Origin of the sequence: Saccharopolyspora sp. NPDC050389, from assembly GCF_040655595.1 — a bacterium.
GTDB lineage: Bacteria > Actinomycetota > Actinomycetes > Mycobacteriales > Pseudonocardiaceae > Saccharopolyspora.
Window position 1 is genome coordinate 1 of the sequence record NZ_JBFAKG010000102.1, and the last position, 26663, is coordinate 26663.

Here is a 26663-nt window from a genome sequence, read left to right on the forward strand (position 1 = left end):
GTGCCGATGACGTGCGTGAATCCCGCGAAGCCCAGCGCTCCGGGCAGGGACTCCGGGCTGGAGCCCGGTTACGCACTCACGACTTCTCCACAGGCGGGCGATTAGTCCACAGATGTCCAAAATGCACTGGTGAGGCTGTGCATCGACGTGGATCTTGGAGCCATGTCGAACAACCTGAAGTGCTCCCGCCACGTATCGCTCTCCGCCGAGGACCGGGAGCGCTGGGAAAAGCTGGTGGACGACCAGCACGGCGTGATCTCCGGCGCGCAGATCCGTGAATTCGGCTTGCCGAGGGAGTTTCCCGAAGCGCAGATCGAGGCGCAGCGGTGGCAACGGGTGGTCCCCGACGTCTACGCGGTCTTCACCGGGCCACTGCCGAGGTCGTCGTTGATCAGTGCCGCACTTCGGTACGGGGGGCCGTGGGCAGTACTGAGCCACCGCACTGCGGCCGAAGAGTGGGGGATGCTGCCGGTGACCGAGGATGCGCCAGTGCACATCACGGTGCCCTACAAGCATTCCGCCGTTTCACAACCGCCCTTCGTACACATGCACCGCTCGCGCGCATTCCAGCACATCATCGCGCCGTCGGACCCGCCGAGAACGAACAGGGAGGACACCGTCATCGACCTGGCCGCAGCCGAACCGACGGCAGACCAGGCCCGTGATCTCGTGGTTCAGTTGGTCGGCGCGAATCAGATCGCGCTGTGGCGGGTGCACGATCAGGTCGAGAACCGGCCGCCGTACCGCCACCGCAAAGCGGTGAAGCAGGCGCTTGAACTGCTGGCCGGGGGCGCTGTTTCCGTTCTGGAGGCGGAATACCTGCGGAGGGTGGAGCAGGCGCACGGACTTCCGACCGCCCGGCGGCAGTCGCCGTTCGTCGTTGACGACATCGTTCTGTGGGAGGACGTCGTCTACGACGACTCGGGCGCACCGCTGACCGTTCGACTGGATGGCCGGGAGTTCCACACGACCAAGCGCATCGCTTTCCGGGATCGACGCCGCGACAACGCGGCCGAACTCGCCGGCAGAGCGCGGCTGGTGTACGGCTGGCACGATGTCCGCAAGAACCCGTGCGCGGTGGCCCAAGAGGTCTTGGCAGTGCTGCGTCGAGAAGGATGGTCAGGTGCACACCAGGCCTGCCCGCACTGCCCAGCACAAGGCTCGTGAGTGTGTAACCGGGCTGGAGCCCGGTTACACACTCACGAGATTCAGGCGCACCGGCGGGCGCTCGCGGTCATATCCAGGCCGTGGGCTCAGCCCGGATTGCGTTCGAACCCGTAGGCCCGCTCCACCTTCGCGACCTCGATGTAGTAGTCGGCGTACCACTGCTCCTTGCCGAGCCGCTGCGCCTCCAGGTGCTCGGGGTGCTGCTGCCAGGCCCTGATCGACTCGGCGTCCTTGTAGTACAGCACCGTCAGTTCCCTGCCGTCGGCGCCGGTTCGCGACTCCCGCCCCAGATATCCGGGCTGTTGCACCCCCAGCTCGGCCATTCGCTCGTCCATTGCTGCATAGCCGTCCAGGTCGCCGTCGTTCAATGCGCTGTTGATGATGACGACGTAGTAGGGCGGCTCGGGTTTGATGAAGGCCACCAGCGGAGCCTAGGACATCCGGTATACCCCTACAACGTATTTCAACGGGCGGGCAGGATTCGGCCCGTCACCTCGCCGAAGCCGATCCGGGAGCCGTCCGGGCCCGGGGCTGTGGCCGTGATGGTGACCTCGTCGCCGTCCTGGAGGAACGTGCGCTCCTCCGCGCCGACCTGGACGGGTTCCTTGCCGCCCCAGGTGAGTTCGATGAACGCGCCGCGCTGGTCCTTCTCCGGGCCCGAGATCGTGCCGGACGCGTAGAGGTCACCGGTGCGGCTGGTGGCCCCGTTGACCGTCAGGTGTGCCAGCATCTGGGCCGGGGACCAGTACATCTCGCGGTACGGCGGGCGGGAGACCTCGTGGCCGTTCCAGGACACCGCGAGGTCGATGTCCAGGCCCCACGGCTCGGTTTCCCGCAGGTACGGCAGGGGTTTCGGCTCCTGGTCCGGGACCGGGACGCGCGCGGCCTCCAGCGCGAGCAGCGGCACCACCCACGCCGAGATCGAGGTGGCGAAGCTCTTGCCGAGGAACGGGCCCAGCGGCACGTACTCCCACGCCTGGATGTCGCGGGCCGACCAGTCGTTGACCAGCACCGCGCCGAACACGCGGGTGGCGAAGTCCGCGGCGGGCACGGCGGTGCCCAGGTCGGAGCCGGTGCCGACGATGAAGCCGAGCTCCGCCTCGATGTCCAGGCGGCGGCACGGGCCGAACGTCGGGGCGTCCTCGTCCGGCGCCTTGCGCTGGCCGCTGGGGCGGACGATGTCGGTGCCCGACACCACTACCGTTCCACTACGCCCGTGGTAGCCGACCGGCAGGTGCTTCCAGTTCGGCATCAGCGGTTCGGCGTTCGGCCGGAACAGCCGGCCGAGGTTGGACGCGTGGTGCTCGGAGGCGTAGAAGTCGACGTAGTCGGCGACCTCGATCGGCAGGTGCGTGGTGACCTCGGCGACCGGGTGCACCGCCGCGTCCGGCACGTCCCCCGACACCAGTTCGGTGATCTGCTGACGCACCTGAACCCACCGCGCGTGCCCCTGCGCCATGAACGCGTTCAGGCTCGGCCGCGCGAAGACCTCGTCGCCCAGCGCCACCGCGAGATCCACAACGGACTCCCCGACGCGGACGCCGACGCGCGGCTCGGTGCCGGGCGTGGAGAACACGCCGTAGGGCAGGTTGTCGAGCCCGAACGGCGAGCCGCCGGGGATGTCGATCACGGTCACGGGGCGACTCCTTCCGCGCTGAGCGCCGCTGCGGGCACCAGGCCCAGGTCAACGAGCTCGGTCAGCGGTTCGATGATGCTGCACGTGCCGAAGGACAGGAACCGCTCGCGGGCGGCCGCGACCTGCGCGCTGTCCAGGTTCGCGACGCGCTGGGCGACCTTGCGCGCATCGCGTTCGGCGAGGATCGCGGCGATCTCGGCGGAGTCGGCGAAGTCCACCGCCGCATCGGTCGCCAGCAGCAGGTTCAGGTAGCCGTGCTGCTCGAAACCGGTCTCGGGATCGGTGTTGCGGATCGCGTGGTGCAACCCGGCGGTGGCCTTGAACGGCACCCGCGCGTCGACGACCGCCCGGATCGCGGCGGCCAGTTCAGCCTCGTCCGGGTACAGCTCGGCCTTCACGCCGCCGGTGCGGAACTTGGCCTGGTATCGAGTGGATGCGCAGGCGGCGATGATCTCCGGGCGCCGCTCGTCGCGGGGCACCTCGACGAAGACGGCCACGTCGTCGGCCGCCGCGCAGGCCCGGTCGAGCTCGGCGAAGAACTCCGCCGGGGCCTGCCCGGCGGGCACCGCGACCTCCAGCGCGCGCAGCCGGACCGGCAGCGATTCGGCGGCGGCGAACACGGCTTGGAGCTGACCAGGCCCGTTCGGGGCGGTGACCGAGACGTCCAGCCGGTCGCCGGGTTCGAGCAGCCCGGCGAGCTCCGCCAGCGCAGGCGCCGCGATCACCAGCGGCCCGACCAGCTCTGCGTACGGCGCGGCCGCGTGCCGGGCGTGCGCCGCGACGGCGTCGGGCAGCGGCGCGAGGCCCGGCGGGAACACCGCGGCGTCATCGCACAGCGACTTCGCGAAATCCGGGATGCTCACTGCTTCGGCCCCCGTCCCGCCCAGGTCCAGGCGTAGCCGGGATCTTCGGCGGCGCGGCCGCCCTCGCCGAGCTCCAGCGGGCGGAACGTGTCCACCATGACCGCGAGCTCGTCGAAGAACTGAACCCCCACGCTGCGTTCGTAGGCACCCGGCTGCGGGCCGTGCGAGTGCCCGCCCGGGTGCAGCGAGATCGATCCCTGCCCGATCCCGGAGCCCTTGCGCGCCTCGTAGTCCCCGCCGCAGTAGAACATCACCTCGTCGGAGTCCACATTGGAGTGGTAGTACGGCACCGGGATGGACAGCGGGTGGTAGTCCACCTTGCGCGGCACGAAGTTGCACACCACGAAGTTGTTGCCCTCGAAGACCTGGTGCACGGGCGGCGGCTGGTGCACGCGGCCGGTGATCGGCTCGAAGTCGGCGACGTTGAAGGTGTACGGGTAAAGGCAGCCGTCCCAGCCGACCACGTCGAACGGGTGCTCCGGGTACACGAACCGGGTGCCGACGATGCCGGTGCTGCCGCGGTGCTTGACCAGCACCTCGACGTCGGTGCCGTCGGCCAGGACCGGCTCGGTAGGGCCGTGCAGGTCGCGTTCGCAGTACGGCGAGTGCTCCAGCAGCTGGCCGAACTTCGACAGGTACCGGCGCGGCGGCGTGATGTGCGAGTTGGCCTCGATGCAGTACGCGCGCACCGGCTCGTCGCCCTGCGGCAGCCAGCGGTGCGTGGTCGCCCGCGGCAGGATCACGTAGTCGCCCTGCCGGAACGGCAGCGCGCCGAACACCGTCTCGACGATGCCCTCGCCGGACTCGATGTACACGCACTCGTCGCCGATCCCGTTGCGGTACAGCGGAGAGGCCTCGCCCGCGACCACGTAGGAGATGCGCACGTCGGCGTTGCCCAGGACCAGCCGGCGGCCGGTCACCACGTCGTGGCGCTTCCACTCCTGGCCGCCGAAGAGCTCGTGCAGCTTCAGGTGCCGCGGCCGCAGCGGGTGGTTCGGCTCGGTGTCCAGTTCGGGCAGTTCCCACACCGTCGAGTCGACCAGCGCGGACGGGAGGTTGCGGTGGTAGAGCAGCGACGAGTCGCTGGAGAAGCCCTCCTCCCCCATCAGCTCCTCGTAGTACAGGCCGCCGTCGGGCCTGCGGTGCTGGGTGTGCCGCTTCGGTGGCACCTCGCCGACCTGCCGGTAGTACGCCATCGCCCTCGCCTCCTTGCAACGGCCCAGGAACCGCCTCCGGCCCCGGCACATTTGGTTAATGTATTTACTACTTGCCGCTTAGCGCAACAGCCGAAGGGATCAGTTCCGGCCTCGGATGTCGAACTGGTCGCGGTTGGTGATGAGTTTGTCCAGCAGCATGATCAGGATGCGCTGCTCGGTCTCGGTGAGCACGCTCGTCCACTCGTGTTCCCGCTCGTTCTGCGCCCGGAACACCTCGACCATCTCCTGCTGCCCGCGCTCGGTCAGCGACAGCAGCACGGAGCGGCCGTCGCGCTCGCCCGGCGCCCGGTCCAGCAGCCCGTCCGCGACCAGCGTTTTCGCCAGGTTCGACACCGCGGCCCGGCTCATCCCGGTCAGCTCGGCGGCCTTCTTGGCCTCCAGCGGGCCGGCCAGCCAGGTGACGAACAGCAGCCGGAAGCCCGACCAGGACCGGCCGCGCGGCCGGTGCACCGCCGCCTCCAGGTCGTAGGTGACGATGTTGGACGCCCGGTTGAGCGTCAGCAGCACCTCGGTGGCCAACTGGTGCCGGAACCCGTACTCGGCGGCCAGCCGGTGGTTCGCCAGCTCGACGAAGGACCAGAAATCCAGCTCGTCCGCGGCCATCGCAACCCCCGTCGCCAAACTGATCAATGCATGAACTATCTCAGCTCCGCACGCGAACCACCAGCCGCCTGAGCCGGTTCTCAGCCTGCGGGCCGCTCTCAGCGTTATCTCAGCGACCATCCGCCACGCTTGGCGCAAGACCCGACAGGAGGAGTCTCATGAAACGGAAGAACGTGGCCTATGCGGCGACCGCCGGTGCCACGGTGGGTGTGCTGGGCCTGACCATGCTCACGCTGCCCGCCGGTGCCGGCGCCGCCCCCGCGTTACCCCCGGTGGCCCCGGAACAGCTGGTGGAGTCGGTGATGCGGTCGACCCCGCCTGCGCTGACCGGCACCGTCGAGGTGGACAACGCGCTCGGCCTGCCCGCGATCCCGGGCGCGAGCCAGGCCTCCGAGCTGCTCGCCGACGGCACCGGCAAGTTCCAGGTGTGGGCCGACGGCCAGGGCCGCCACCGCGTCTCGGTGCCCTCGCACAACGGCGAGCTGACCGTCGTCGACGACGGTTCGACGGTGTGGAAGTGGGATTCGGGCGAGCAGAAGGTGGTTCGCTCGGCGGGGCACGCGCCGGAGTCCGCCGAGCACCAGGGCCCGGCCGATCCCGCCGCGGCGGCCCGCCAGATCATCGAAAAGCTCCGGCAGACCAGCGACGTCAAGGTGGACGGCACGGCCAGCGTCGCCGGTCGCGACGCCTACGAGCTGGTGCTCACGCCGAAGCCGACCGAGCGCACGCTGCTGCGCGAGGTGCGGGTCGCGGTGGACGCGGAGAAGCGCATCCCGCTGGAGCTCTCGGTGCTCACCAACGGCTCGAACGACCCGGCGTTCCAGGTCGGCTTCAGCGACCTCGACCTCGGCGCCCCGGACCCGGCCCTGTTCCAGTTCACCCCGCCCGCGGGCGCGAAGGTGGAGGACGGCAAGGCCGAGCACGAGCCCCAGCAGCGCCCGGCGCATCCGCAGGGCGAGCACAAGGTCGTCGGCGACGGCTGGGACCTGGTCGTGGTGGCACAGCTGCCGCAGCAGCAGGAGAAGCAGGGCGGCCAGGATCTGCGCCAGGTCGCCGAGCGGGTGGGCAAGCCGGTCAGCGGGCCGTGGGGCAACGGCTGGATCATCGGCACGGCGGCGGGCAATGCCCTGCTCACCTCGGATGGCCGCGTCGCGGCCGGCGCGGTGCCGGAGCAGGTGCTCACCGCCGCGCTCGGCGAGGCGTGATGACGAACGCAGTCGAAGCGGTGGGGGCGGCGGCGACCGCCCCCACCGCGGGCGATCTCGCCGCGCGCACCGCCGGCCTGCGCAAGACCTATGGCCGGACCGTCGCGGTGGCGGGCGTCGACCTCGCGGTGCCGCGCGGCGGCGTGGTCGGCGTGCTCGGCCCCAACGGTTCTGGCAAGACGACCACGATCCGGATGCTGCTGGGCCTCACCGCCCCCACTTCCGGCACCGTCGAGCTGCTGGGCCACCGGCTGCCGGAGCACAGCGGCCGGGTGCTGCCGCGGGTTGGCGCGCTGGTCGAAGGGCCCGGCTTCCACCCGTTCCTGTCCGGCCGGGAGAACCTGCTCCGCTGTGCGGCGATGGAACCGGCGCTGCGCGGCCCGGAGATCCGCGAAGTGGTCGAGCAGGCTCTGGAGCGCGTCGGCTTGGGCGCGGCCGCTGGACGCCGGTACCGGGGCTACTCGCTGGGCATGAAGCAGCGGTTGGGCCTGGCGGCGGCGTTGCTGGTGCCGCGCGAACTGGTGGTGCTCGACGAGCCGACCAACGGCCTGGACCCGGCGGGCACCCGGGAGATCCGCCGGATCATCGCGGAACTGCACGCGGCGGGCACGACGGTGCTGGTGTCCTCGCACCTGCTCGCCGAGATCGAGGCGACCTGCACGCACGTCGCGGTGCTGCACCGCGGTTCGCTGGTCGCGCAGGGCGAGCTGGCCGCCATGCTGGAGGCCGGCGCGCCGCACCTCGTGGTGTCCACATCGGATGCTGCCGGCGCGGTGGCGACGCTGCGCGACAAGGGCGTGCAGGCGCGGGAGGAAGGCGGATCGGTCCGCGTCGAGTTGTCCGATGTGGACTCATCGGAGGTCGTCGCGATGCTCGTCCACGCCGGCGTCCCGGTGCAGGAAGCGCGCCGGGCGCGGACCGGCCTGGAGGACCTTTTCGCCCGGTTGACCGAGGAGGAGCTGTGACGGCGATCGACGCAACCGCGACGGCGGTGACGGGGCGGACGTCCGCGCCATTGGGACGCGTCGTGCTCGCCGAGCTGCGGTGGGTGCTGCGCAGGCCGCGCAACCTGCTCGCGCTCGTCCTGCTGGCGGGCCTTCCGGTGCTCCTCGGCACCGCGATCGCCGTCACCGGCGGGCCAGGCAGCCGCGGCGGCGGTTCGATCCTCGCCGCCGTGGCCGGAAACGGACTGGTGCTGCCGGTCGCGGCCCTGGTGCTCGCGCAGACGCTGCTGCTGCCGCTGGTCGTGGCGATGGTCGCGGCGGACGCCCTGGCGGGCGAATCGGCGCACGGCACGCTGCGCGGCCTGCTGCTCGCGCCCGTGGGCCGGGTGCGGCTGGTCGGCATCAAGGCCATCGGCGTGCTGGTGATGGCGGTGCTCGCGGTGGCCGTCATCGCCGTCAGCGGCGTCCTCACCGGGCTGGTCATCGTCGGCGGCGACGGCATGGTCACCTTGTCCGGGACCACGCTGCCGATCGGCTCGGCGCTGGGCCGGGTGGCGCTGGCCGCCGGGTGGTCCGCGGTGCAGATGGCCGCGGTCGGGGCGGTCGCACTGGCGATCTCGTCGCTCACCGAGCACCCGCTGGTGGTCATGGCCGCCACCATGGGCGGCCTGATCGTGTTCGGGGTGCTCGGCACGATCCCGGCCCTGGACTGGCTGCAGCCGCTGCTGATCACCACCGACTGGTCGGCGGTGATGGACGTGCTGCGCGACCCGATCAGCGGCGACACGCTGGTCACCGGCCTGCTCCGAGCGGGTTGCTACCTGCTCATCGGCTTGTCGGCCACCATCGCGCGCGTGGTCACCAAGGACGCCTGACGGTGCGGGGGCGGCGACGCCTCCGCACCCCGGCTTCAGCGCAGTAACATCGCGTAGAACTCCAGCCACGCGGCCCGTAGCAGCAGGCGCGTCGTTCCGGCCCGGTCCCAGGTGAATGCCTGCCGGTCGCTTCGAGCTGATCGCGGCTGCCGGTAGTGGCGCACATCGAACCCTTCGATCCCGCCGGACCGGGCGCCCGCGGCCCGACCCGAATCCCCGACGCCTGGCAAGACCCCGTTGTCCCGCCAGGCCGCACCTCGTCCGGGGCAGTGCCCCGTCCAGAACGTGCGACGGACACATTGCTCGTTACTCGCCGGTTGCGCAAGGAAAATTTCGCCGCGCGCCGCTGGACCCGGCCGGTAAGTTCGATCCCGTCGTCCGCGTTCGAAGGGGTGTCATGGAGTTTCGCCATCTCGGCAGCAGCGGCCTGGTCATCAGCGAGATCGCCTACGGCAACTGGATCACCCACGGGTCCCAGGTCGCCGAGGACGCCGCGGCGGCGTGCATCCGCGCGGCGCTGGACGCCGGCATCACCACCTTCGACACCGCCGACGTCTACGCCGAGGGCCGCGCCGAGGCCGTGCTGGGCCGCGCGCTGCGGGGCGAGCGGCGCCAGGGGCTGGAGATCTTCACCAAGGTCTACTTCCCGACCGGGCCGGGCCGCAACGACCGGGGCCTCAGCCGCAAGCACATCATGGAGTCCATCGACGCCTCGCTGCGCCGTCTGCAGACCGGCTACGTCGACCTCTACCAGGCGCACCGCTTCGACCCGGAAACCCCGCTGGAAGAGACCATGGAGGCCTTCTCCGACGTGGTCCGCGCCGGCAAGGCGCACTACATCGGCGTGTCGGAGTGGACGGCCGAGCAGATCCGCGCCGGGCACGCGCTGGCCCGCGAGCTGCACGTGCCGCTGGTGTCCAACCAGCCGCAGTACTCGGCGCTGTGGCGAGTGATCGAGGACGAGGTGGTGCCGGCCTCGGCGGAGCTGGGCATCGGCCAGATCGTCTGGTCGCCCATCGCGCAGGGCGTGCTCACCGGCAAGTACCTGCCCGGGACCGCGCCGCCGGCGGGTTCCCGCGCCACCGACTCCAACGGCGGCGCGACCTTCGTCGGCCGCTTCCTCCGCGACGAGGTGCTGGAGCGAGTGCAGCAGCTCAAGCCGCTGGCCGCCGAGGCGGGCCTGTCGCCGGCGCAGCTGGCGGTGGCCTGGGTGCTGCAGAACCCGAACGTCTCGGCGGCCATCATCGGCGCTTCGCGGCCCGAGCAGATCGCCGAGAACGTCGCGGCGTCCGGGGTTCGGCTCGAAGCCGGGCTGCTGCGGCGAATGGAGGAAATCCTCGCCCCGGTCGCGGAGCGCAATCCGGCCAAGACCGCCGAGAACGCTCCGAAGGCCCGGAAGTGAACTAGTGGCTGAGCTTCTCCCACAGCGGCGACGAACCTTGGCGCGGTGTCGGCACGAACGGCGCGTCCGCCAACGTCGCGTGGCGCCGCCTCGCGCGGGACACCGCTCCTGCGGCCAGCCCGACCGCGGAAGCGCAGACGAGCACTCCGAGCCCGACGGCGGCCGCCTGGTCGAAAGTCAGGTCACCGCGCACGCCGATGGCGAAGGTGTCGTAGAAACCCCAGCACACCAACGTGGTCGCGGCGGCGGCGCGCACCGTGGTGACCGCCGATACGACTGCGACCAGGATCGCCAACCCGATCGCCGCGGCCGCGGGACGGGCCGCATCCCCAACGGGGATGCACGCCGCGGTCACGACGAACCCGCTGGCGAACCCGAGCGGATATCCGAAACCTCCTGGCAAGACCTGCGAATGCGGATGTCTCATTCCCCCATTAGACACCCCGGCACTCGTCGTACCTCGACGTTGCAGCCGGATTGACACTCCGCGTAAGCCATTCTGACGAATCCTCGACGGCTCCGCCCGGCCGATTTCGGTCTTGCGTTCGCCGGGTTCCGCGTTGCAAGCTCAACTTAGCGATCGATCAGTTGCCGAGCAGCCACCTGCCCAGCCAGCCCGGAAAAAGGGAGTGTGCAGCCGGATGAACGAGCCCGACACGCGGTACGACGCGATCATCATCGGCGCCGGATTCGCCGGCATGTACATGCTCAAGACGTTGCGCGACAAGGGATTCCGGGCGCACGTCTACGAGCGCGGCACCGACGTCGGCGGCACCTGGTACTGGAACCGGTATCCCGGTGCCCGCTGCGACATCGAGAGCCTCTACTACTGCTACTCGTTCTCCGAGGAGCTGCAGCAGGAATGGCAGTGGACCGAACGCTACCCGTCGCAGCCGGAGATCCTGCGCTACGCCCGGCACGTGGCTGACCGATTCGACCTGCGGCGCGACATCTCCTTCGAGACAAACGTCCGCGCCGCCACCTTCGACGAGCAGACCGGCAGGTGGACCGTGCGAACCGACGGCACCGAGATCACCGCGCGGTTCCTGATCACCGCGGTCGGCTGCCTGTCGGCCACCCAGGTCCCGGACTTCCCCGGCATCGGCACGTTCCGCGGCGAGTCGTACCACACCGGCCGCTGGCCGCACGAGGAAGTGGACTTCACCGGCAAGCGGGTCGGGGTGATCGGCACCGGCTCCTCGGCGATCCAGGCGATCCCGGTCATCGCCGGGCAGGCCGCGCAGGTCACCGTGTTCCAGCGGACCGCGCAGTTCAGCATCCCGGCACAGAACCACCCGTTGAGCCCGGAGGAGCAGCGCCGGGTCAAGGCCGACTACGCGCGGCTGCGGGCCGAGGCGAGGATGACGCCGAGCGGAATCCTCGCCGAGCGGCTGCAGCGCAACGCCACCGAGGTGCCCGCCGCCGAGTTCAACGCCGAACTCGACCGGCGCTGGCGCTTCGGCGGAACCACGTTCACGGCGACGTATCCCGACACCCTGCGCGATCCGGCGGCCAACGAGCTCTCGGCGAACTACGTGCGGGACAAGATCCGGGAGATCGTCGACGATCCCGCGACCGCCGAACTGCTCTGCCCGCGCGACCACCCCATCGGCACCAAGCGGATCTGCGTCGACACCGACTACTACGCCACCTACAACCGCGACAACGTGTCGCTGGTCGACATCCGGCGCACACCGATCTCGGCGATCACGCCCGGCGGGCTGCGCGTCGGCGACCGCGACTTCGAGTTCGACATCATCGTGTTCGCCACCGGCTACGACGCGATGACCGGGCCGCTGAACCGCATCGACATCCGGGGCGTCGGCGGCCTGCGGTTGCGGGACAAGTGGGCCGACGGGCCGCGGACCTACCTGGGCGTGGCCAGTGCGGGCTTCCCGAACCTGTTCACCATCACCGGGCCGGGCAGTCCCTCGGTGCTCAGCAACATGATCGTGTCCATCGAGCAGCACGTGGAGTGGATCGGCGAGCACCTGGAACACCTGCGCGGCAACGGGTTCACGCGCAGCGAGGCCGCCGCCGACGCCGAGCGGACCTGGGGCGAGCACGTGAACGCAGTCGCCGCCGAGACCCTCTACCCGCGCGCGGCGTCCTGGTACATGGGGGCGAACGTGCCGGGCAAGCCGAGGGTTTTCATGCCCTACATCGGCGGTGTCGGCACCTACCGCGACCACTGCCGGGAGATCGCCGCCGACGGCTACCGCGGCTTCCACCTCACCGAGTGAGGCGAACCGGGCCGGTCAGGCCGGTCCGGAGTGGACGATCAGCACCAGCGCGGGGCCGGGACCGGTGCGGCGGTGGCGATGCTTGGTGTGACCGGGATAGGCGATGCTGTCGCGCGGGCCGAGCGCGTGCAGGGTCGGCTTCTCCGGCTCCTCCAGGAGTTCCACCTCGAGCGCACCCGAGACCACGTAGACGAATTCGCGGCGGGCGTGGCTGAAGTACTCCTCGAACTCCTCGGTGCTGACCACCATCTCGGTCACGTCGGCGCCCTGCTCGAAGTGGTCGAGCAGCCGCGCGGAGTCCACCACCTGCCCGGCGCCGCGCTCCAACCGGACGCCACCGGCCGACGGCGCGGCCTCGGCAAGCAGCGCCTGCTGCGTCGTGCGCAGCGATTCGGCGATCAGGAACAGCGAGCGCATCGAAGGCCGCGCCCGCCCGCGCTCGACCTGGCTCAGGAACGGGTGCGAGAGCCCGGTGTCCGCGGCGACCTGGACCAGCGTGCGCCCGAGCTCCTTGCGGCGGGACCGGATCGCCGCGCCCAGGCGGATATCCGCGTCCTGCACACCGCGCCGCCTGTCCCCCATCGCTGCCCCCCTCCACGGGTCGCCGCTCGCCCACCCGATGTTACCGCCGTCAACATTTTCCGCGGCCACCGGAGTTGCCCGGCCCCGTGGTCGGTGCTGCACTGGCCGCGCGGAGACGTTGCCGGGGGGCGAGGGCGATGACCGAGGCCGAACCAGTTTTCGACGACCTGCGGGCGCTGTTCATCAACTGCACGCTCAAGCGCTCACCGGAACGCAGCAACACCGAAGGCCTGCTGGAGCTCAGCGCGGGCATCATGCGCCGCAGCGGCGTCGAAGTCGACAGCATCCGGGCGATCGACCACGACATCGCCGTCGGCGTGTGGCCGGACATGACCGAGCACGGCTGGGCCACCGACGAGTGGCCGCAGCTCTACCAGCGCGTGCTGGCCGCGAACATCCTGGTGCTGACCGGGCCGATCTGGCTCGGCGACAACAGTTCAGTGATGAAGCACGTCATCGAACGGCTCTACGGCTGTTCGTCGCTGCTCAACGACGCCGGCCAGTACGCCTACTACGGCCGCGTCGGCGGCTGCCTGATCACCGGCAACGAGGATGGCGTCAAACACTGCGCGATGAACGTCCTCTACAGCCTCCAGCACCTCGGCTACACCATCCCGCCGCAGGCCGACGCGGGCTGGATCGGCTCGATCGGCCCCGGACCGTCCTATTTGGATCCCGACTCCGGCGGGCCGGGCAACGACTTCACCAACCGCAACACCACGTTCATGACCTACAACCTCATGCACGTGGCGGCGATGCTCGACCGGGCGGGCGGATTCCCCGCCTACGGCAACCAGCGCACGGAGTGGGACGCGGGCTGCCGGCCACACTTCGAGAACCCCGAACACCGCTGACCTCCGCCGTTCGGGCACTGGCCACCGGTGCCGGCGCCGCCCTACGCTGGGCGTGCCGACCAGTGAGAGGTGCGCATGACCGACCAGTCCACGCCCGAGGTGTTCGAGCGGGTGCTGCCGTTGTTGTCGCCCGCGCCCGAACATCCGGACTTCAGCGGCGGATACCTGGACCTGCTCGGCGGGCACGCGGCGGAGCCTTCCGGCCCGATCCAGTCGTTCTGGGAGTCGGGCGCGGGTTCGGCCTGCTACGACCACTTTCAGTCGCTCACCCGCCGGGCGCTGCCGATGTGGTTCCGGCTGCCCGCCCCGGCGCGCCCGCCGGCCGGCGGGCAGGTGCTGGACGTCGGCTGCGGGCCGGGCAACGTCACCGCCCAGCTGGGCCGCGCCGTCGGGCCCGCCGGGCTCGCGATCGGCGTCGACGTCTCCCGCCCCATGCTCGCGCGGGCCGCCCGGACCGAGACCGCCGACAACGTCGGCTTCATCCGCGCCGACGCGCGCGGGCTGCCGTTTCCCGACGGCACGTTCGACCTGGTCACCAGCCTCGCCGCGCTGCAGCTGATCCCCGAGCCGCACGAGGTGCTGGCCGACATGGTGCGGATGCTCGCGCCCGGCGGTTGGCTGTCGGTCATGGTGCCGACGCCGCGCGGCGGCCTGCTGCACCAGGCGGCGAAGCTGGTGGGCAACCGGTCCGGCCTGACGTTTTTCGACGCGGCGCAGGTCGCCGAGTCGCTGCGGGCCGCCGGGATCGACGTCGTGCACACCCACCGCGCCGGCCCGGTGCTGTGGATCAGCGCGCGGCGCGCCGCCTAGCTTCCACAGTGGACTATTCGCGGCGGAGCCGCGGCCGGGCCTGCGACAGGTAGTCATCGATCGCCTCGCGGTTCGCGGTCAGCGATTCGATCCGCCGCTGGATGTTCTCCCGCTCCCGCTCCAGGTTCGCGAGCATCTCCGGGGCGACGATGCGCATGTGGATGGCGCCGGGCTTGTCCAGGCAGGGCAGGATGTCGCGGATGATCCGGGTCGGGATCCCGGATTCGAGCAGGCCGCGGATCTTCAGCACCCGGTCCACCGAGCCGCCGGTGTAGGCGCGGTGCCCGAGCTCGTCCCGGGCCGGCCGGATGAGGTCCTGCTCCTCGTAGTAGCGCAACAGTCGCACCGACACCCCGGTCCGCTCCGCCAGCTCACCGATCCGCATGCGGCCATTATCCAGGGCAGGTCGTGTGCGCCACGTCACCCGCGGATCGCTTGCCCTCACACTTGTGTGAGGTCTTCAGGGTGGGGCCATGACTTCGGACGTGGAGACCCGCGCTGCGGGTGCTAGCGCGAAACTGCCGATCGGCGCCCTGTCGGCGTTCGCGACCGTGGTGCTCATCGGCTGCCTGACCGAGACGCTGCCCGCCGGGGTGCTGCTCCCGATGAGCGCCGATCTCCAGGTTTCGGAGTCGCAGGCCGGGCAGCTGGTGTCGGTGTACGCGATCAGCACGGCGGTCACGTCGGTACCGCTGACGGCGTTGACCCGGCGGCTGCCGCGCCGCGCACTGCTGCTCGGGCTGATCCTCGGGTTCGCCGTGGTCAACGGCGTCACCGCGATCTCGCCGTGGTACCCGTTGACGCTGGTCGCGCGGGTGCTGGCGGGTGCGGTGTCCGGGGTGATGTGGGCGATGATCGCCGGCTACGCGATGCGGATCGTGCCGGCGGAACGCGCCGGCCGGGCGCTGGCGATCGCGATGGTGGGCACGCCGATCGGGTTCGCCATCGGGGTTCCGGCCGGGACGGTGCTCGGGGAGCTGATCGGGTGGCGATACGCCTTCGGTGCCATGGCCGTCATCACCTCGGCGCTGGTCGGGTGGGTGCTCTGGAAGGTCCCACCGCTGCCCGGACAACCGGCACAGCACCGCACGAGCACCCGGGAAGTCCTCGCCACCTGCGGCTTCCCGGCCGTGCTGGCCACCACGTTCGCGCTGGTACTCGGGCACAACGTCCTCTACACCTACATCGGACCGGTGCTCGCCGCCGTCGGGCAGGTGGAGCTGCTCAGCGCGGTCCTGCTGGTCTTCGGCGTCGCCTCGGTGCTGGGCATCTGGATCGTGGGCGCGCTGATCGACCGCCGCCTGTGCCTGCTGATCCTCGCGTCGACGCTGGTGATCACCATCGCGGTGTCGCTGATCGGAACCGCCGCCACGCTCCCGGCGGCGCTGTTCGCCGCAGTTGCGTTGTGGGGCTTGGCTTTCGGCGGCGCGCCGACGATGTTCCCGGCCGCGGCGGCCAGGGTCGCGGGACAGGACGCCGACGTGGCCCAGTCGCTGACCATCACCGTCTGGAACATCGCCATCGCGGCGGGCGCCTACCTGGGCGGAGCTGCGCTCGACCTGGCCGGTGGCGCTGCCCCGCTGCCGTGGATCACGGCGGCCCTCGCGCTGCTCGCCCTGCTGATCGCCGTGGCCACCTTCCGGCGGGACTAGCAACCCTGCCGTGAGCGTTTTGTGTCGCTGTAGAGGCTGTTTTGGATGTGGTGACGTGCGGATGTAGTAACGCGGGCGTTTTGTCTTTGAAGCGGCGCAGCCGCTTAGCCCACCCACGCAACCCGCACCGCCGCGGGTTCACGGTGCCCACCCCTCCGGGGTTCTCCCAGCGAGGACAGCCCCGACGTAGTGAATTGGCATTCATGATGTCGGGGATCCCACAGCGAGAAGACCGCGGTGACTCCCGCAGGGGGGCCGCCACCCGCACCGCCACGCAGGACGAGCCTGGAAACAGGCTCTACAGCAGCACAAAACACTCACGGCTCGTCGGCCGCCGCGTAATGCGCGATGAGCCGCTGCAGCAAGGCGCGGGCCTCTGCGCCTTCCAGCGCAGCGGACAGCAAACCGTCGAATAGGCGATGGAATCGCGCCAGGTCGTCGGGCTCGGTGACGGTCATCTCCGTGTTGACCGTCTCCACCAGCACGAGGTCGTCGATGATGACGAAACCGTGCAGCGGAACCACGGTCAGCTGCGCGTCCAGCGGCACGATCGCCAGCCGCATCGTGGACATGCCCGCAAGCGCCAGCAGCCGGTCCAGCTGGGCCACCATCACCTGCGGCGGGGCGATGGGATGCCGCAGCGCGGCCTCCGAGCAGAGGATCTCCACCGCCGTCCGCGGGCTGAACAGGACGGTCTGGCGGGCCATCCGCTGCTCGACCGACTCGGCGATGTCCCGCGAGCTCAGGTGCAGGTCCGCGACGACTTCGAAGACGTGCCGGGCGTACTCGGCGGTCTGCACCAGGCCGGGCACCAGCGCGATCTCGAACAGCCGGATGCGCTCGGCGCCGTCCTCCAGCTGCTGGCTGTACTCCTGCCGGGCGCGATTTCCGGTGCGCAGCTGGCGCTTCCAGCTCGCCGCCTCGATGCGGATCTCGCGCAGCTCCTGCCGCAGCTCGGCCGCCGCTTCCTCGGCAGCATCGGTCAGCCGGCAGTAGGCGACCACGTCCGCGTCGGAGACCGACTGCTTGGCCGTCTCCACCCGCGAGACCTTGGACGGCGTCCACCCGGCTAATTCTGCGAGCTGTCTCCCGGACAGCCCGGCCGCCAGGCGCAGCCGACGCAGCGCGTCGCCGAACGCCAGGCGGCGAGTGTCGAAATCGGTCACCGGCTCCTCTGAGGCAGGTCGTGCAGGTAAACCATCAATGGAATCGCATGATCGCATGCGATGTCCCGCCAGGCCCGGTACCGGTTCACCTCCTGCGGGCTGACGATGATCTCGGTGCCAGCGAATCGCTGGTCCTCGTAGTACATCAACGCGACCCTGGTCTCGTCGAAGAGCCAGAAGTCGCTGGCCGGCAGGCCAAGCGCGTCCGCCTCGGCCTGGGTCAGCACCCGTATGTCCTCGCCGGCGGCGATGTTGGCCGGGCTGACGTCGAGCTGCCAGCGCTGGTACTCGGTGGGCGGTTCCTGGAAGACCCGCACCCTGGAGAAGGTCCGGCCCGCGCGGGTCGCCGCCGCGACCTCGTCCAGCCAGGGCCGCAACCAGCGCAGGTCGTCCGGCTCGCCGGCCCGCCAGCGGAGCCAGGGTTCGGCCTCGTCGGGCTGGCGGTAGGTGCCCTGGCATTCCCACCGCCACGCCCGGCGCTCGAACGAGCGCAGGAGCTCTTCGAACTCCGCGCCGGGTAACACCCAGGTACTCACGGTGCCGCCTTCGGCACGAAGTCGAGCAACGCGGCCGGAACCTCCACCGCGGTCTCGTGGTCGGGGAGCCCGCGTTCGCGGAGCGCGGCGAGCGCTTCCGGGTCGGTGACCTTGTAGCCCTGGACGACGTAAGTTCCCTGGTCGGTGCTGTACAGCGTGGGGCAGGTGCCGGCGTGCGACGTCGTTCCCTGGAAGGTCAACTTCACGTGCTCCTCCTCGTCCGGAAGATTCATGCATCGTCTGTGCAATACAAGCATTCGGTCAAGCGTCGGCCCGCCGCGCAACTCAAACAGCCGAACCGGGTGATGCACCGACGTGATCAACTGGGCCGTTCGGGTTGGAATCCCGGAGAATTGCTTGAATTGCTTGAAATGCGCGCCGCCCGGCCGCCATACTTCGATCATCGACGGCAACGGGGAGATCGAGCGGTGGGCGTACTCTCCCCCGGCCTCCAGAAGTCCCCGGCCCGGTGCTGAACCCCGACTCGCACCGGGCCGGCCTGGATCTGTCCACAGTGCACCGCCGCGACCTGCTGCAGCAGTGCGCGGTCGCGGCGGAAACCACCGTGATGGCTCGGCGCCGAAGGAGTGAATCCCGGCCGCCGAGCGACTTCCGGGCGAGTGACAAACCCAGCCGCGGGCCCGAAACTGGCTCCGGTTCGCGAGAACCACCGAGCCGGAAGGGGGCGTTCGATGGATCGCGGCTCGTTTCACCCGACGTTCGGGATCGAGGAGGAGTTCCTGGTCCTCGATCCCGGCACCGGCCGGCCGACGCCGCGAGCCGCCGACGTCCTGCGCGACGTCCCGGCGGCCGGGAGCGACGACACGAGCAATTTCACGGCGGAATTCACCCGTTTCCAACTGGAAGCCAACACGCCCGTGTGCCGCACCGCGGCCGAGGCTCGCGACCACCTGATCGCGGCCCGGCGCAGCCTCGTCGCCGCGGCGGGCCGGCGCAACCTCCGAATGGTCTCCACCGGCTACTCCCCGCTCGGCATGCCCGATCCCATGCCGATCACCGACAAACCGCGCTATCGGCGCATCGGCGACCGGTTCGGGCTGCTGCTGGACTCGCACGCCACCACCGGTTGCCACGTCCACGTCGGCATGCCCGACCTGGCCACCAGCCTGGCCGTGTCCAACCACCTGCGCCCGCACCTGCCCGCGCTGCTCGCGCTCAGCGCGAACTCCCCGTTCTGCGACGGCCGGGACACCGGGCACGCCAGCTGGCGAACGATCGTCTGGTCCCGGCTGCCATCGGCCGGGCCACCACCGGTGCACCAGAATCCGGCGTCCTACCAACGCGCCGTCGACCTGCTGCTGGCCAGTGGCGCCGCGCTGGACCGCGCGATGGTCTACTGGCTCGTCCGCCCGGCACCACATCTGTCCACATTGGAGATTCGGGTGGCGGATGCCGCCGGCACGGCGGACGAAGCACTGCTGCTGGCGCTCCTGGTGCGCGCGCTGGCATCGGTGGCGCTGCAAGACGTCGCCGAGGACCGCCCCGCGCCGGAGCTGCCCGACGAGCACCTCCGCCTCGCGCTTTGGCGCGCCGCGCACGACGGCCTGGAGGGCGAGGGGCTCGACGCCAACGGAGAACTCGTGCCCGCGCGCTTGCTGTTGGACAAGTTGGTCAAAACGGCCCTGCCCGCGCTGGACGCCAGCGGTGACACCCGGTTGGTGACCGCCACCCTCGATCGGCTGCTGCGGTACGGCGGCGGCGCACACCGCCAGCGCCTGGCGCACGCCCGCCGACACGACATCTCCGACGTGGTCGCCCTGCTCGCCGAGCAAACCGGCACTTCTCAGCCCGCCTGATCTTCTATCCACATTGGACTATCGAATCGGCTCTGCTGTTGAACAGATCTCACCTAGTTGATCTACTTTTCGCCCCGCCGCCTTGCTAGGCTCGGTCGCCGAAGCGCCACCCGACAAAGGGAGGTCCAGCGATGGCCGCAGCTCCGCAGCGGATCGTCGACGCAGTTCTCTTCGACACCTTCGGCACCGTGGTCGACTGGAAGTCCGGCGTGACCGACGCCGTGGAGGCGATCGCATTCCGGTACGGCGTCGAGGTCGACGCGGCTGAGTTCGCCCTCCGGTGGCGGGCGCGCTACCAGCCTTCGATGGAGACCATCCGCAGCGGCACCAGGGAATTCGTCACGCTCGACGAGTTGCACTGGGAGAACCTGATCGCGACGGCGCGGGAAATGGGCCTGCCCGTCGACCGGATCGAGGCGACGGACCTGGAGTGGCTCAACCGGGCCTGGCACCGGCTCGACGGCTGGCCCGACAGCGTGCCCGGGCTGGCCGAGCTCAAGCGGCACTTCATCATCGGCCCGCTGTCCAACGGGCACCTCGCGCTGCTGACCAACATGGCCAAGCACGCCGGGCTGCCCTGGGACGTCATCATCGGCTCCGACGTGACCCGCGCCTACAAGCCCGATCAGAACGCCTACCTCGGCGCGGCCCGGCTGCTCGACCTGCCGCCGAACCGGGTCATGCTGTGCGCGGCGCACAACGCGGACCTGGCGGCGGCCCGCAGCGCGGGCATGCGGACCGCATTCGTGGCGCGGCCGCAGGAGTACGGGCCCACCCAGCAGACGGACCTGCACGCCACCGACACCTGGGACGTCATCGCCCGCGACATCCGGGACCTGGCGACGCAGCTGCGCGACCACATCGCCACCTGAAGGGCCTAGTCCGCCTCCGGCGCGAAGGCCTGCAGGAAGGTGCGGACCGCGGCCGCCGCCACGGCGCGGAGCTCGTCGTCGGGCACCTGGCGGGTGCCCAGGCGGGCCCGCGCTTCCATCGGGCCGGTCAGCAACGCAGCGAACTGCTCGGCGGCTTCGGCGGGATCGCAGGCGCGCAGGCGACCCGCCAGCGCGAGCCGGGCGAGCCGGTCGGCGAGCGCTTCGGTGACGCGGTCCGAGGCGCGGCCCCGGACGATGTCGATCAGGTCGGGGAACCGGCCGAGCTCGGCGTAGAGCAACCGGCGCAGCGCCCAGGAGCGGTCGTCGCAGTGGCACTCGAGCAGGCGGAAACCGACCTCTTCCAGCATCGGCCGCAGTTCACCCTCGCTGCGCAGCTGCTCGACGACTTCCATGTTCCGCGCGAAGGCCCGGTCCGCGTCGGCGGCGATCGCCTGCCGGAACAGGTTCTCCTTGTCGCCGAAGTGGTTGTACACCGTGGGCTTGGCGACGCCCGCCTCCGCCGCGATCGCGTCCACCCCGGCCTGGGCGTATCCCTCGCGGGCGAAAACCCGCATCGCCGCGTCCAGGATCGCCTGGCGCTTGTCGATGCGGCCGCGCGAGGCGCTGCGCCCCGACGCCGCCGTTGTGCCCGCTCCGCTCACGCCGACATGCTACCCCTCACTGAACTCGCCGGTTCACTGGAATGGACAGCGCCGCTCGCCGCTTCGAGGAGTTCCCTCGTGGCTTCGTGCTTCGGGGCCGCGAGGACCGCCTCGGTTTCGCCCTGCTCCGCGACTTCTCCGTCGTGCATGATCAGGAACCGGTTCGCGAGGCTCGTCGCCACCGCCAGGTCGTGGGTGATCACCACCAGGGCCGTGCCCGTTTCCCGGTGCAAGCGGTTCAGCAGGTCGAGCAGGTCGGCCTGGGTCAGGGCGTCGAGGCCCGAGGTGATCTCGTCGCAGATCAGCAGCTCCGGGCCGCTGAGCAGGGCGCGGACCAGGGCCGCGCGCTGGAGCTCGCCGCCCGACAGGGACCGCGGCAGGCGGGCCGCGCTGGACTCCGGCACGCCGAGGCGGGCGAGGCCTTCGATCGCCTCGCCGCGGGCCGCCGAACTCGTTGCGCCGCGCAGCCTTTCGGCGGTGCGGGCGACCTGGTCGAGCACCGGGACGAACTCGTTGAACGACGCCCGGGCGTCCTGGAACACGTACTGGATCCGGGCGAGCTGGTCCCGGGTGCGCCGGCGGAGCCGGGGCGACAGCGGTTCGTCGCCCAAGCGGATCTCGCCGGCGCGGTGCGGGTGCAGGCCGGCGATGCAGCGCGCGAGCGTGGTCTTGCCGCTGCCCGAACGGCCCACCACCGCCAGCTTGTCGCCCGCGTGGATCTCCAGCGTCACCTCGCGCAGCGTGTCCACCCGGCCGTGACCCGCGGTCACGGCCCCGATCGTCACCAGCGGTCGCCCCGGTTCGGCGCGGCCGGGCTCGGCGGTGAGGCCGTGCGCGGCGATCAGGCGCTTCGTGTAGGCGTGCCGGGGCGAACCGAGGATCTCCTCGCGCGAGCCGGCCTCGACGATGCTGCCGCCGCGCATGACCAGCACCCGGTGCGCCAGCTCGCGCACCAGGTCCAGGTCGTGGGTCAGCAGCAGGACCGCGATGCCTTGCGCCGCAACGGATCTCAGCTCCTCGACGAGCCGACTGCGGGTCACCGCGTCTTGGCCGGTGGTCGGTTCGTCGGCGACCATGACGCGCGGGCGGCCGACGAGCTCATGGGCCAGCACGACGCGTTGCTGCTGCCCGCCGGAGAGCTGGTGCGGGTATCGGAGCAGCAGCTCCTCGCCGTCCGGCAGCTGCGCCTGGCGGAGCGCTTCGAGCACCCGCGCCCGCACCAGTCGCCTGCGCTCCGCGCGGGTGTCGGCGCGGACGTGCAGGCGGGCGATCTCGTGCAGCACTGGCCCGATGCGGCGAACCGGGTTCAGCGCCGCCGAAGGGTGCTGCGGGATGTAGCCGACGAGGCCGGGCTCCGGCGGGCGGTCGGCATCCACCGCGGCACCGGCGACTTCCACCAGGCCCGTGACGCTCGCCCCGGCCGGCCGCTCGCCGAGCAGCGCCAGGGCCGTGGTGGTCTTCCCGCTGCCGGACTCGCCGACCAGCGCGGTCACCTCGCCGCTGGCCAGGGCGAACGACACCTCGGACACGATCTCGCGGCCGCCGACGGCGACGGTGAGGTTGCGGACTCCCACGACGGTCAACGTGCCTCCAGGGCGGTCGATCGAGCACGCAGCCACCGGTCGAAGGCCAGGTTCACGCCCACCGACAGCAGCACGATCAGCAATGCGGGCAGCGCCACCGCCCACGGCTGGATGAACAGGCCGGTCCGGTTGCGGTCGACCATGGCCGCCCAGTCGCTGGCGCCGGGCGAGATCCCGACGCCGAGGAAGCTCGCCGACGCGACCAGGTAGATCGCCCCGGTGAAGCGGGTGCCCAGGTCCGCGGCCAGCGTCCGGCGCATCGCGCGGGCCACGTAGCCGACGCCGATGCGCAGCCTGCTTTCGCCCTGCAGGCGCATCGCCTCCACCGCGGGCCCGCCGGCCAGCGAAAGCGCCGACGCGCGGCTGATCCGCACCACGTCCGGCAGGTTGATCAGCGCGACGATCCCGATCAGCACCCACGGGGCGTCGGGGGCGATCGAGGCGAGCAGCAACAGCATCAGCATCGACGGGATCGCCAGCACCAGATCCAGCGGGCGCATCAGCGCCTCGTCGAGCAGGCGGCTCTTCGTCATGCCCGCCGTCAGGCCCAGCGGAACCGCCAGCAGATAGGTGCAGGCCGTCGCGGTCGCGGCGGTCAGCACCAGCGAACGGCCGCCCAGCAGCACCTCGTTCCACACGTCCCGGCCGACGAAGTCGGTCCCGAACCAGTGGCCACCACCGAGCGCGAAGGCCACGTCCTTGGCCGTGTCGCCGGCGGCGAACAACGGCCCGAACAGCGCCAGCAGGACCGGCACACCCACCAGCACGGCGGGCAACGCGTACTTGCTCACCGGCCCACCTCCGAGGCCGGCGCCAGGCCACGCGCCGCGATGTCGGCCGCGAGGTTGACCAGCACCGTGGTGCCGGCGAGCACCACCGCCAGGCCCTGGATCACCGGCAGATCCCGCGCCGAGACCGCCTCGACCAGGGTGGTGCCCAGGCCTGGGAAGACGAAGATCGCCTCGATCACGATCACGCCGCCGATCAGCCAGTCCGCGGTCCGGGCCAGCTGCTGCACCGCCGGCGCGACGGCGTTGGGCAGCGCGTGCGCGAAGCGGGCGCGGGCCGACGAGAGCCCGAGCCTGCGGACGTGGCGGACGTAGTCGGCCCGCTGGGCGTCGATCATGCCCGCCCGCACCAGCCTGCTCAGCGAGCAGATCGGGCGCAGCAGCAGCACGAAGACCGGCAGGACCAGCACCGCCGGATCGCCCAGCAGCGAGCCGGATCCGACCGCGGTCGGCGGGAACCAGCCCAGTTGCACCGCGAACACGGTCACCACCAGCACGCCCATCGCGAACTCCGGCGCCGAGTACAGGCCGAGCGTGCCGCTGGTGACGAGCCGGTCGATCCGGCTGCCTTCGCGGTGCGCGGCGAGCATGCCCAGCGCCACCGACAGCGGCACGAGCAGCACGAGGGTCAGCCCGGCCAGCAGCAGCGTCGGGCCCAGCGCAGAGCCGATGATGTCGACGACGGCTCGCGGCCCGACCAGCGACTGGCCGAAATCGCCGTGCAGCGCGCCGAGCAGCCACCTGCCGAGGCGTTGCCACGCGGGCTCGTCGAGGCCGAGCTGCTCGCGCAGCAGCGCGATGATCGCCGGGTCCGGATTGTCCCCGGCGATGGTCACGGCCGCGTCGCCCGGCAGGGCCTCGGTAAGGAAGAACACCGCCGTCATCACCAGGACCACCTGCACCACGCCCAGCAGCAACCGCCGTAGGACGTAACGGGTCACGCCAGCCACACCTTGTCGTAGCGGGCCCAGTCCAGCGTGTTGGCCGGGGCGCGGTCGTCGATGCCGCCCACGTTCGGCGCCGACGCGACGATCCAGTCCGACACGCCCCACCACAGGAAGCCGCCCTCGCTGTGCAGCCGGTCCTGCATCTGGAAGTACAGCTGCTCGCGGCGGGCATCGTCCGATGTGGACTGCGCCTCGTGGTACAGCGCGTCGAACTCCTGGCGCTGCCACCTGGTGTTGTTGGTCGTCGAGGTCGTCAGCAGGCGCTGCGAGATGTGCGATTCGAGCGGCATCGCGCCGGACCGGTAACTGGCCAGCACGCCGTTCTTGGCGATGTCGGACCAGTAGGTGTCCTTGTTGCCCAGCCGGACGTTGAGGTTCAGCCCGGCCTGCCTGGCCTGGTCGCCGATGGCCAGCGCCGCCTCCTTCAGCCCGGTCGAGGCGTCGGAGGTGTCGAAGTCGATCGTGAGGCCCTCCGCGCCGGCCTGCTTGATCAGGGCGCGAGCCCGGTCGAGGTCCTGGGTGCGCTGCGGCAGCGCGTCGGCGTAGTACCGGTAGCCCTTGCCGTAGAGGTCGTTGCAGAGCTGCCCCGAGCCCTGCAACACCGACCTGACCAGCTCGTCCCGGTTCACCAGGTGGAACATCGCCCGGCGCAGTTCGGGCCGGTCGAACGGCGGCCGGTCGGTCTTCATGACCAGCCCGTGGAAGTTGCTCAGCGGCAGCCGGTGCACCTGCACCCGGCCGGTGTTCTCGTGCGTGCGGGCGCTGGTCGGCGTCAGGTCGTGGGCGTACTCGATCTGCGCGCCCAGCAGCGCGTTGACCCGCGCCGCCTCGTCGTTGGTCACGACGATCTCCAGCTCTTCCAGGTGCGGCGCGCCGTCCCAGTAGTCGGGGTTGCGGGCCGCGACGAAGTTGCGGCCGGGCTGGAAGGAGACGAAGCGGAACGGGCCGGAGCCCACCGGCCGGTCGAAGCCGGTCGCGCCCTCCGGGACGATGTAGGCGCCCAGCGTGGCGAGCGCGTTGGGGAATTCCGCGTAGGGCCGCTTGAGGCGGAACTCGACGGTGCGGTCGTCGAGCTCGCGGCTGCCGGGCAGGTCGATCACCGACAGGCTGGCCTTGGCCCGGCGGCTGCTGCCCGGCTCCACGATCCGCGCGAAGCTGGCCAGCACGTCGGCCGGGCGCACGGGCCGGCCGTCGTGGAAGGCCGCCTGCCGCAAGGTGATTCGCCAGGTGAGCAGGTCCTGGCTGGGCTCCCAGCGCTCCGCCAGCCGGGGCTGCGGGGACATGTCCGAGCCGTAGTCGGCGAGCTTGTCGAACAGCGCCTTGGCGCGGGCGATCTCGATGTAGAGGTCGGTTTCGTGCGGGTCGAGCACCTCGGCGGCGCCGCCGCCGGAGAACGCCGCGCGTAACCGCCCGCCGGGGCGGGGCGGGCCGACCGCGGTGGCGGTGGTTCCACCGGCGCAGCCGGACAGCGCCGCGGCGGCGCCCGCCGCCGTCAGGCCCAGGAAGCCGCGCCGGCTGAGTCCGCGAACAAGCCTGGATTCGTGTTGCATGCTGGGGTTTTCTCCATTCGAAGACGTCCCGAACCAAGATTTTCGATAACGATAATTGTTTTCATCAAGTCCGCCAAGAGGCTGTCGCGAGGCGCGCCTCACTCGTTGCGGCGCAGCACCACGTGCAGCCGGTCGCCGCTGAGCCGGGTGGACAACGCCGCATCGCGCTGCCACGGCGTCTCGGCACGCGGGCCCGGCTCGTCGAACAGCGCGACGACCGAAAACCCATGCCGCGCCGCGAAATACCGCAATTCCTGGGGGAACAGCAGCCGCCAGGCCGAGCGCTGGATCAGCGGCTCGGCGCGCCCCGGCCAGTCCCAACGGCGTTCCCGGCGCAGGAGCTGCTCCGCGTGGTCGATCCACAGCCGCGTGCGCGACCGGTACTCCACCCCGTCCCAGACGACCGCCTGCTCCCGGACTCCGTCGAGAAGTTCAGTGTTGCCCAGGAAGAACGCGCCGTTGCGCATCTCGGCGATCAGCAGACCGCCCGGCCGCAGGTGCTCGTGGCAGCGCCGCAGGAAGGCGTCGATGTCGTCGTTGGTGTGGCAGTACAGGAAAGCGCTGTCCAGGCAGGTGATGACGTCGAACCGGGGCCGTGAGTCCTTTGGGCCGCTATAGCAGCCCATCCCCTGCGGAAATCGCCGCCGCCTCCTCGTTGCGGGATCGCCGACATCATGAATGACCATTCC

The 26663-nt window shown here is 70.8% G+C and carries 28 protein-coding genes; 11 read left to right on the forward strand and 17 right to left on the reverse strand.

Annotated elements, in window-relative coordinates; all coding sequences use genetic code 11:
- Window positions 1–162 precede the first annotated feature (162 nt).
- Complete coding sequence (locus tag AB0I53_RS41270; protein WP_358614557.1) at window positions 163–1167, forward strand: hypothetical protein; 1005 nt, start codon at window positions 163–165, stop codon at window positions 1165–1167.
- 86 nt (window positions 1168–1253) lie between these two features.
- Here AB0I53_RS41270 and AB0I53_RS41275 read toward each other — a convergent pair whose 3' ends face one another.
- The 5 genes from AB0I53_RS41275 to AB0I53_RS41295 all read right to left on the reverse strand — a co-directional run bounded on the left by AB0I53_RS41275 (window position 1254) and on the right by AB0I53_RS41295 (window position 5486).
- A complete protein-coding gene (locus AB0I53_RS41275) occupies window positions 1254–1589 on the reverse strand; it encodes an antibiotic biosynthesis monooxygenase (protein WP_358614559.1) in 336 nt (111 codons plus the stop codon).
- 41 nt (window positions 1590–1630) lie between these two features.
- On the reverse strand, window positions 1631–2803 hold the full coding sequence (gene fahA, locus AB0I53_RS41280; protein WP_358614561.1) for a fumarylacetoacetase: 1173 nt from the start codon (window positions 2801–2803) through the stop codon (window positions 1631–1633).
- Window positions 2800–3666, reverse strand: coding sequence for a hypothetical protein (locus AB0I53_RS41285; RefSeq protein ID WP_358614563.1), 867 nt, complete (start codon window positions 3664–3666; stop codon window positions 2800–2802). The genes fahA and AB0I53_RS41285 overlap by 4 nt, the downstream gene beginning before the upstream one ends.
- Window positions 3663–4862, reverse strand: a complete 1200-nt coding sequence (locus AB0I53_RS41290; protein WP_358614565.1) for a cupin domain-containing protein — start codon at window positions 4860–4862, stop codon at window positions 3663–3665. The genes AB0I53_RS41285 and AB0I53_RS41290 overlap by 4 nt, the downstream gene beginning before the upstream one ends.
- Window positions 4863–4961: 99 nt before the next feature.
- On the reverse strand, window positions 4962–5486 hold the full coding sequence (locus AB0I53_RS41295; RefSeq protein ID WP_358614567.1) for a MarR family transcriptional regulator: 525 nt from the start codon (window positions 5484–5486) through the stop codon (window positions 4962–4964).
- Window positions 5487–5644: 158 nt separating this feature from the next.
- Here AB0I53_RS41295 and AB0I53_RS41300 point away from each other — a divergent pair, with 158 nt between their 5' ends.
- The 4 genes from AB0I53_RS41300 (at window position 5645) to AB0I53_RS41315 (ending at window position 9912) form a co-directional block, all read left to right on the forward strand.
- Window positions 5645–6691, forward strand: coding sequence for an outer membrane lipoprotein carrier protein LolA (locus AB0I53_RS41300; protein WP_358614569.1), 1047 nt, complete (start codon window positions 5645–5647; stop codon window positions 6689–6691).
- On the forward strand, window positions 6691–7656 hold the full coding sequence (locus tag AB0I53_RS41305; protein WP_358614571.1) for an ABC transporter ATP-binding protein: 966 nt from the start codon (window positions 6691–6693) through the stop codon (window positions 7654–7656). Before AB0I53_RS41300 ends, AB0I53_RS41305 begins: the two co-directional genes overlap by 1 nt.
- Window positions 7653–8510: an ABC transporter permease subunit gene (locus tag AB0I53_RS41310; RefSeq protein ID WP_358614573.1), complete on the forward strand. Its 858-nt coding sequence runs from the start codon at window positions 7653–7655 to the stop codon at window positions 8508–8510. Before AB0I53_RS41305 ends, AB0I53_RS41310 begins: the two co-directional genes overlap by 4 nt.
- Window positions 8511–8907: 397 nt before the next feature.
- On the forward strand, window positions 8908–9912 hold the full coding sequence (locus tag AB0I53_RS41315; RefSeq protein ID WP_358614575.1) for an aldo/keto reductase family protein: 1005 nt from the start codon (window positions 8908–8910) through the stop codon (window positions 9910–9912).
- A gap of 1 nt (window position 9913) precedes the next feature.
- On the opposite strand, the gene AB0I53_RS41320 is transcribed toward AB0I53_RS41315, so the two are convergent.
- Window positions 9914–10339 carry a hypothetical protein gene (locus AB0I53_RS41320; RefSeq protein ID WP_358614577.1) on the reverse strand — a complete coding sequence of 142 codons (426 nt, stop codon included), beginning with the start codon at window positions 10337–10339 and terminating at the stop codon, window positions 9914–9916.
- A 214-nt stretch (window positions 10340–10553) separates the two neighbouring features.
- Between AB0I53_RS41320 and AB0I53_RS41325 the strand changes: the two genes are divergently transcribed.
- On the forward strand, window positions 10554–12155 hold the full coding sequence (locus tag AB0I53_RS41325) for an NAD(P)/FAD-dependent oxidoreductase (protein ID WP_358614579.1): 1602 nt from the start codon (window positions 10554–10556) through the stop codon (window positions 12153–12155).
- Between the two features lie 15 nt (window positions 12156–12170).
- Here the strand turns inward: AB0I53_RS41325 and AB0I53_RS41330 are convergent, their stop codons facing one another.
- Window positions 12171–12737, reverse strand: a complete 567-nt coding sequence (locus tag AB0I53_RS41330; RefSeq protein ID WP_358614581.1) for a helix-turn-helix domain-containing protein — start codon at window positions 12735–12737, stop codon at window positions 12171–12173.
- A 137-nt stretch (window positions 12738–12874) separates the two neighbouring features.
- Between AB0I53_RS41330 and AB0I53_RS41335 the strand changes: the two genes are divergently transcribed.
- Both AB0I53_RS41335 and AB0I53_RS41340 read left to right on the forward strand, forming a co-directional pair.
- Window positions 12875–13591: a flavodoxin family protein gene (locus AB0I53_RS41335; protein WP_358614584.1), complete on the forward strand. Its 717-nt coding sequence runs from the start codon at window positions 12875–12877 to the stop codon at window positions 13589–13591.
- A gap of 75 nt (window positions 13592–13666) precedes the next feature.
- Entirely contained in the window at window positions 13667–14401 is a 735-nt protein-coding gene (locus AB0I53_RS41340) for a methyltransferase domain-containing protein (protein WP_358614586.1), read from the forward strand.
- Window positions 14402–14414: 13 nt separating this feature from the next.
- On the opposite strand, the gene AB0I53_RS41345 is transcribed toward AB0I53_RS41340, so the two are convergent.
- Complete coding sequence (locus AB0I53_RS41345) at window positions 14415–14786, reverse strand: MerR family transcriptional regulator (protein WP_358614588.1); 372 nt, start codon at window positions 14784–14786, stop codon at window positions 14415–14417.
- 88 nt (window positions 14787–14874) lie between these two features.
- Between AB0I53_RS41345 and AB0I53_RS41350 the strand changes: the two genes are divergently transcribed.
- Window positions 14875–16053, forward strand: coding sequence for an MFS transporter (locus tag AB0I53_RS41350; protein WP_358614590.1), 1179 nt, complete (start codon window positions 14875–14877; stop codon window positions 16051–16053).
- 317 nt (window positions 16054–16370) lie between these two features.
- On the opposite strand, the gene AB0I53_RS41355 is transcribed toward AB0I53_RS41350, so the two are convergent.
- Genes AB0I53_RS41355 through AB0I53_RS41365 form a run of 3 tightly spaced genes read right to left on the reverse strand, consistent with a single transcriptional unit; the run spans window position 16371 to window position 17988 of the window.
- A complete protein-coding gene (locus AB0I53_RS41355) occupies window positions 16371–17219 on the reverse strand; it encodes a helix-turn-helix transcriptional regulator (RefSeq protein WP_358614592.1) in 849 nt (282 codons plus the stop codon).
- Complete coding sequence (locus tag AB0I53_RS41360) at window positions 17216–17755, reverse strand: DUF6879 family protein (RefSeq protein ID WP_358614594.1); 540 nt, start codon at window positions 17753–17755, stop codon at window positions 17216–17218. The genes AB0I53_RS41355 and AB0I53_RS41360 overlap by 4 nt, the downstream gene beginning before the upstream one ends.
- A complete protein-coding gene (locus AB0I53_RS41365; protein ID WP_358614596.1) occupies window positions 17752–17988 on the reverse strand; it encodes a hypothetical protein in 237 nt (78 codons plus the stop codon). Before AB0I53_RS41365 ends, AB0I53_RS41360 begins: the two co-directional genes overlap by 4 nt.
- A gap of 459 nt (window positions 17989–18447) precedes the next feature.
- Here AB0I53_RS41365 and AB0I53_RS41370 point away from each other — a divergent pair, with 459 nt between their 5' ends.
- Both AB0I53_RS41370 and AB0I53_RS41375 read left to right on the forward strand, forming a co-directional pair.
- Window positions 18448–19572 (forward strand): glutamate--cysteine ligase, encoded by a 1125-nt coding sequence (locus AB0I53_RS41370; RefSeq protein ID WP_358614598.1) that lies wholly within the window; start codon window positions 18448–18450, stop codon window positions 19570–19572.
- 131 nt (window positions 19573–19703) lie between these two features.
- Entirely contained in the window at window positions 19704–20444 is a 741-nt protein-coding gene (locus tag AB0I53_RS41375; RefSeq protein WP_358614600.1) for a haloacid dehalogenase type II, read from the forward strand.
- A 5-nt stretch (window positions 20445–20449) separates the two neighbouring features.
- Here the strand turns inward: AB0I53_RS41375 and AB0I53_RS41380 are convergent, their stop codons facing one another.
- The 6 genes from AB0I53_RS41380 to AB0I53_RS41405 form a co-directional block, all read right to left on the reverse strand.
- Window positions 20450–21106 (reverse strand): TetR/AcrR family transcriptional regulator, encoded by a 657-nt coding sequence (locus AB0I53_RS41380; RefSeq protein ID WP_358614602.1) that lies wholly within the window; start codon window positions 21104–21106, stop codon window positions 20450–20452.
- Window positions 21103–22680 carry an ATP-binding cassette domain-containing protein gene (locus tag AB0I53_RS41385; RefSeq protein WP_358614624.1) on the reverse strand — a complete coding sequence of 526 codons (1578 nt, stop codon included), beginning with the start codon at window positions 22678–22680 and terminating at the stop codon, window positions 21103–21105. The genes AB0I53_RS41380 and AB0I53_RS41385 overlap by 4 nt, the downstream gene beginning before the upstream one ends.
- 5 nt (window positions 22681–22685) lie before the next feature.
- Window positions 22686–23480: an ABC transporter permease subunit gene (locus AB0I53_RS41390; RefSeq protein WP_358614604.1), complete on the reverse strand. Its 795-nt coding sequence runs from the start codon at window positions 23478–23480 to the stop codon at window positions 22686–22688.
- Window positions 23477–24418: an ABC transporter permease gene (locus AB0I53_RS41395; RefSeq protein WP_358614606.1), complete on the reverse strand. Its 942-nt coding sequence runs from the start codon at window positions 24416–24418 to the stop codon at window positions 23477–23479. The genes AB0I53_RS41390 and AB0I53_RS41395 overlap by 4 nt, the downstream gene beginning before the upstream one ends.
- Window positions 24415–25974: an ABC transporter substrate-binding protein gene (locus AB0I53_RS41400; protein WP_358614608.1), complete on the reverse strand. Its 1560-nt coding sequence runs from the start codon at window positions 25972–25974 to the stop codon at window positions 24415–24417. Before AB0I53_RS41400 ends, AB0I53_RS41395 begins: the two co-directional genes overlap by 4 nt.
- A gap of 98 nt (window positions 25975–26072) precedes the next feature.
- Window positions 26073–26663, reverse strand: a 591-nt coding sequence (locus tag AB0I53_RS41405) for a class I SAM-dependent methyltransferase (RefSeq protein WP_358614610.1), incomplete at its 5' end; no start/stop codon positions are given.

Excerpts from the sequence above, each read along its gene's own strand:
- AB0I53_RS41270 (WP_358614557.1), top strand. The coding sequence starts at position 163 with ATGTCGAACAACCTGAAGTGCTCCCGCCACGTATCGCTCTCCGCCGAG.
- AB0I53_RS41290 (WP_358614565.1), bottom strand. The coding sequence starts at position 4,862 with ATGGCGTACTACCGGCAGGTCGGCGAGGTGCCACCGAAGCGGCACACC.
- AB0I53_RS41295 (WP_358614567.1), bottom strand. The coding sequence starts at position 5,486 with ATGGCCGCGGACGAGCTGGATTTCTGGTCCTTCGTCGAGCTGGCGAAC.
- AB0I53_RS41300 (WP_358614569.1), top strand. The coding sequence starts at position 5,645 with ATGAAACGGAAGAACGTGGCCTATGCGGCGACCGCCGGTGCCACGGTG.
- AB0I53_RS41305 (WP_358614571.1), top strand. The coding sequence starts at position 6,691 with ATGACGAACGCAGTCGAAGCGGTGGGGGCGGCGGCGACCGCCCCCACC.
- AB0I53_RS41315 (WP_358614575.1), top strand. The coding sequence starts at position 8,908 with ATGGAGTTTCGCCATCTCGGCAGCAGCGGCCTGGTCATCAGCGAGATC.
- AB0I53_RS41320 (WP_358614577.1), bottom strand. The coding sequence starts at position 10,339 with ATGAGACATCCGCATTCGCAGGTCTTGCCAGGAGGTTTCGGATATCCG.
- AB0I53_RS41325 (WP_358614579.1), top strand. The coding sequence starts at position 10,554 with ATGAACGAGCCCGACACGCGGTACGACGCGATCATCATCGGCGCCGGA.
- AB0I53_RS41330 (WP_358614581.1), bottom strand. The coding sequence starts at position 12,737 with ATGGGGGACAGGCGGCGCGGTGTGCAGGACGCGGATATCCGCCTGGGC.
- AB0I53_RS41335 (WP_358614584.1), top strand. The coding sequence starts at position 12,875 with ATGACCGAGGCCGAACCAGTTTTCGACGACCTGCGGGCGCTGTTCATC.
- AB0I53_RS41340 (WP_358614586.1), top strand. The coding sequence starts at position 13,667 with ATGACCGACCAGTCCACGCCCGAGGTGTTCGAGCGGGTGCTGCCGTTG.
- AB0I53_RS41345 (WP_358614588.1), bottom strand. The coding sequence starts at position 14,786 with ATGCGGATCGGTGAGCTGGCGGAGCGGACCGGGGTGTCGGTGCGACTG.
- AB0I53_RS41350 (WP_358614590.1), top strand. The coding sequence starts at position 14,875 with ATGACTTCGGACGTGGAGACCCGCGCTGCGGGTGCTAGCGCGAAACTG.
- AB0I53_RS41365 (WP_358614596.1), bottom strand. The coding sequence starts at position 17,988 with ATGAATCTTCCGGACGAGGAGGAGCACGTGAAGTTGACCTTCCAGGGA.
- AB0I53_RS41370 (WP_358614598.1), top strand. The coding sequence starts at position 18,448 with ATGGATCGCGGCTCGTTTCACCCGACGTTCGGGATCGAGGAGGAGTTC.
- AB0I53_RS41375 (WP_358614600.1), top strand. The coding sequence starts at position 19,704 with ATGGCCGCAGCTCCGCAGCGGATCGTCGACGCAGTTCTCTTCGACACC.
- AB0I53_RS41400 (WP_358614608.1), bottom strand. The coding sequence starts at position 25,974 with ATGCAACACGAATCCAGGCTTGTTCGCGGACTCAGCCGGCGCGGCTTC.